At 41.6% G+C, this 4,467-nt stretch carries 5 protein-coding genes; 1 reads left to right on the top strand and 4 read right to left on the bottom strand.

Translation table 11 applies throughout. From position 1 onward, the window contains the following. The first annotated feature begins 291 nt into the window (after positions 1-291). Positions 292-756 (top strand): double zinc ribbon domain-containing protein, encoded by a 465-nt coding sequence (locus tag H6F41_RS18485; protein ID WP_190404931.1) that lies wholly within the window; start codon positions 292-294, stop codon positions 754-756. A gap of 285 nt (positions 757-1,041) precedes the next feature. Here the strand turns inward: H6F41_RS18485 and rd are convergent, their stop codons facing one another. The 4 genes from rd to H6F41_RS18465 form a co-directional block, all read right to left on the bottom strand. Beyond that, complete coding sequence (rd, locus tag H6F41_RS18480) at positions 1,042-1,245, bottom strand: rubredoxin (RefSeq protein WP_190404930.1); 204 nt, start codon at positions 1,243-1,245, stop codon at positions 1,042-1,044. Positions 1,246-1,341: 96 nt separating this feature from the next. After that, on the bottom strand, positions 1,342-2,856 hold the full coding sequence (locus H6F41_RS18475; RefSeq protein ID WP_190404929.1) for an FAD-dependent oxidoreductase: 1,515 nt from the start codon (positions 2,854-2,856) through the stop codon (positions 1,342-1,344). Positions 2,857-2,995: 139 nt separating this feature from the next. After that, on the bottom strand, positions 2,996-3,757 hold the full coding sequence (locus H6F41_RS18470; RefSeq protein ID WP_190404928.1) for a fatty acid desaturase: 762 nt from the start codon (positions 3,755-3,757) through the stop codon (positions 2,996-2,998). Between the two features lie 110 nt (positions 3,758-3,867). Further along, positions 3,868-4,038: a chlorophyll a/b-binding protein gene (locus H6F41_RS18465; protein WP_190404932.1), complete on the bottom strand. Its 171-nt coding sequence runs from the start codon at positions 4,036-4,038 to the stop codon at positions 3,868-3,870. Between the last annotated feature and the right edge of the window lie 429 nt (positions 4,039-4,467).

Here is a 4,467-nt window from a genome sequence, read left to right as displayed (position 1 = left end):
AAGTGGCTCAATTAGTCTCACAGTAATTAGTTCGGATATGGTGATTCTTAGAATCTTCCCATTAGTTCGGATATGTGTAAATAATTCTGCATGGCTACTTATTCTTTGAGTAGTGGCATTAGACTCAGTTCGTAGGATTGCACAGTACTTTTGGCAAGTCCTGCACGCTCTAGAAATTCAGTGGTGACTGTAGCTAATGTGATAGTCAATTTATCAGCTAGTTGAAGCGATAGGTTAGAGAATGTTGTTGATAGTATAGTTTTCTATAAACATACTTTTAAACACTGTTTTGTGAATATTTTACAGGGTGATAAATCGCCTAACTCTGGTGAAACTTTGGGTACTTATGTTAAACGTATCCGTCTTTCCCTCGGTTTGAATCAAAGGGAGTTAGCGGCGATGGCGACGATTCATTTGCAGAGTTTGGGCAAGATTGAACGGGGACTGACTGCCAAGCTTAGTTCTCATAGTAAAGCTGGTTTGGCTTCTGCTTTGCAAGTTCCTGTGGAATATTTAGAGGCTGTCTCTCGTGGTACTGCCATTGAGCCTGTTTCTATGCTTAAGTTCTGTCCGTCTTGCTGGACTCCTGGTAATCCTGCTGATCCTCTCTGGATGGATGTCAGAGCTAATTTTTGCTTTCTCTGTGGGGGGAAACTTGGCGATCGCTGTACTCATTGCCAGCAAACTATTTCTTCGCTCAAGCATCGCTTCTGTCCTTTTTGTGGTTCTCCCTATAAGTCTAAACTGATTTCTTAAATCTCCTCTGGGTAACGCTTTTAAACCTATCTTGCAGGTTTTTACACGTATCCTGTAGCTACCCCTACTTGCCTCATCAATAGCTGTCATCTGGTAAATGACAGCATATTTAATCCCAGAGTTGATTGCTGTCACCCCGCCAATTGCCGTGTCATTTAATAATTCCTAACTCTTACAGCGCTTTGCGCTCAAACCCGAAGCAAGAATTATTAAAAAGTGTTGCTTTGCAGCACTTTTTAATAATTCTTGCAGTTCGTGTAATCGAAAAATGCCGTAAATGAAAGATTAAGATGTGACTGGTTCCATTAAGGGGACATCAGTTGCTGGCGCATCTTCTGGCTCAAAATCAGCCTTGGGGGTTCCGCATTGGGGACAAACCCAGTCATCGGGTAAAGCGCCAAAGGGAATACCAGGCTCAATACCTGAGTCTGGATCGCCGATCGCAGGATCGTAGACATATCCACAAGTTTTACAAATATACTTTTCCATTTTTGACTCCAAATTCCTAAATAAAAAATGTTTTTAGAAGTACAGGGTGTGCGGTGCAAAGAGACACACACTATGCCCACCACCAAGGTGGTGAATTTAGCTAACGACTTGCTCCAAGTCCTTGACAGCAGGTCCTTGAATCACTTTGCCGTCGCAGCTAAATCTTGCGCCGTGGCAAGCGCAATCCCAACTTTTCTCATCATTGTTCCAACTCACGATACAACCGAGGTGAGTGCATGTCGCTGAGACAGCGTGGACGTTTCCCTGCTCATCGCGGTAAGCAACCACTTTCTCATTATCGATAGTTAGTAGTTTGCCTTCACCTTTAGCTACTTCGCTAAAAGAATTAGACAATAAACCTTTGAAGCGATCGCCAATCCATCGAGTTACCACATCAGCTTCTTGTTTGACCGATTCCACTGTTACAAATGGAGTCGCACGCAGCGAATCATATAAGTCTGTATAGGGATTGTCTTTTCCGAGAATTAAGTCGGAGAGAATCATCGCAGACATAGTTCCCTTCGACATTCCCCACAGACTAAATCCTGTAGCAACATAAATATGTTTGTTAAAGGGAGTCAAGTTGCCAATGTAAGGAAGCTTGTCAAATGACACCATGTCTTGGTTTGACCATCGGTAGGCAAATGTGTCAATACCAAAGCGATCGCGAGCATAGGATTCTAGTTTTTGATACCGTTCTTCCGTATTAGACTCTGTACCAACTTTATGTCCTTCGCCGCCAACCAATAGGAGCAGCCCATCCTCATAGGGAGTGGTACGAATCGAATGGGAAGATTCGCCACTGCCGATATACATTCCCACGGGAGCGTTCGAGGAATCGATTTTTGCGCCTACGATGTAGGAGCGTTCGGGATAGGTTTTGGCAAAGAAAAGTCCTAGGTTGAGAATCGGTAGATTCGTTGCGACAATTACATCATGGGCAGTAATTACACCCAGATCTGTAACAACATAACAGGAATCACCCTCATCAACTTTCTGAACTCTGGTGTTCTCAAATAGATAGCTACCATCGCCAGTAATATTTTTCGCAAGATGGAGCAAATATTTGCGGACATGAAACTGCGCTTGGTTATCAAGCTTAATCGCTCCTGCGATCGCAAATGGCAGTGAGGTTTCTGTAACAAAAGTCGCGGGAAGTCCTAATTTAAGAGCGGCTTGCACTTCTTCTTTAATTTGATCTAGCTCACTATCTGGCTCAGCAAATGTGTAAGAACTTTGACGACTAAAATCACAATCAATCTGCTGCTCAGTGACAAAAGTTGCCACTTGCTCAACCGCAGCTTGATTAGATTCTGCATAAAGTTTTGCTTTTTGCTCACCGATTTGCTTAATTAAATCAGCATATATTAACTGATGCAATGCTGTAACTTTAGCAGTTGTATGACCGCTGACACCTGCGGCAACTTGTCTAGACTCAATGATCGCGATTGTTTTTCCAGCTTTTTTTAGCAATGTCGCTGCGGTCAGTCCGACAATACCGCCACCAATAATCGCCACATCCACAGTGACTCTATTCTCAAGGGAAGGATAGGTGGTTGCAGGGGTAGAGTCAATCCAAAAGGAGGCGTGTTTTCCAGATAGATTTGTCATGGCAAATTTAACACTGGTGCATAAAAGTATTGTGCAAAGTTCATAGAATAACTTCCTAATTTAATATTTAGAATTGGAAAGTATTTCCTTACGCTAACTATCACAAGTTAGTGTTCTATTTCTTGAATGAATTGGTTGACTATGAGATAAATTGTAATGAAGGAAGTTTCCACCAAGGTGTATTGGGTTGGAGATGATGCTCTTGGTGATAGCCGAAATGATAGCAAGTGAGAAATGACCACAGCAAAGGGCGATAAATACTTTGAGCGCGAGAAGTATTTTGGTAACCACCGATGGGTTCGCGATGAGGTAGAAAAGTCCCAAAATAGAAAACCTGAATCGAACTTAAAATCGTGGGAACCGCTGAAAATAGAATTAAATTGGCATAGGCAATATTTAGAAAACTATGCATACTCGCATAGGCAGTAAGTAAAACTGCTAACCGCCACCAACTCCAATACCTTTGCATAAAGCAGATGTACCAAGCGATCGCATTTTTATGTGTACCATCATGAAAGTCAGGATCAGCTTCACTCGCGGGAGCATGATGATGTTGCAAATGCTTTTTTGAGATCTCATCATAAGAGAAAAAGCCATAGAGCAAGAGTGCAAGAGAACCAATAAAGTGGTTAATTTGATGATGCTTCGGCAAAATTGCTCCATGCATAGCATCATGAGCCGTGATGAAAAGCCCCGTACAGATAAAGGTTTGCCACAATATCATCACTCCTACCCAACCCAAGGAAGTTTGCTTCACAGATACAGAGTTCACTAAAAAATAAAAACCCAGCGCCCAAATGATAATAACCAATAGAGCGATCTCTACTCCAGTCATACCAATTTTCGAGTCATCAAATACGGGATGAACCGAAGGGTCGGAATTTTCTGAAGTTAAATTCATAGGAACTATCTTTGATGGAGGTTTAAAATGCTTAACTTCCAAACAATTCAATGCTTTTGAGGGGAAAATCCCCCTCCTTTTTACTTTATTTTTTGACTGTATAATTCAGTTTAGGAAACTGGGGGAACTACGCCTGAGGACAAAATACCCCAAAACTCAAGAACGCCTTTATGGGTGAACAATTCGATCATGATCGCTGATACAAAACCGATCATAGCAAGACGACCGTTCCAAAGTTCTGCTTGAGGAGTAAACCCGGTAATCCAAGCATTGCGAGACATTCCGCTAACTCTATCTGCCTGTGGTGTGATTGTTTGAGATGTGCTATTTGTAGGTGTATCAATAGTTGTAGGTTTGTCAGTTTGCATAGTAGTCGCTCCAAAATTACAAAATCCATTCAGTCTTGTGACTTCCTACTAAGATTACACATCAGTGATAGAAATCAGGTTGCAGAATAAATGGGAACGTATGTTTTGTATAAATAGCTCTCAAATGTTAATAAAAACTATCAAGACGAGGAAATTCATAACGCAGTCATGATCTTAATCAACTCGGGAGATAAATCTATATTCCATTGAGAGTATTTCTTAAAGAGAACACCTGCGAGAATATAGAACCCATTTGGTATCTTAGGAAGAGTAATGAAAGGGATCAAACATGGGATATAGCAGTAGCCTAAGCGATAAAGAGTGGGAGATTATTGAACCTCT

Origin of the sequence: Pseudanabaena mucicola FACHB-723 (genome assembly GCF_014696385.1) — a bacterium.
Classification (GTDB): Bacteria; Cyanobacteriota; Cyanobacteriia; order Pseudanabaenales; family Pseudanabaenaceae; genus Pseudanabaena.
Note: the sequence above shows the minus strand (reverse complement) of the source record. Positions and strands in the feature narration are given on the sequence as shown.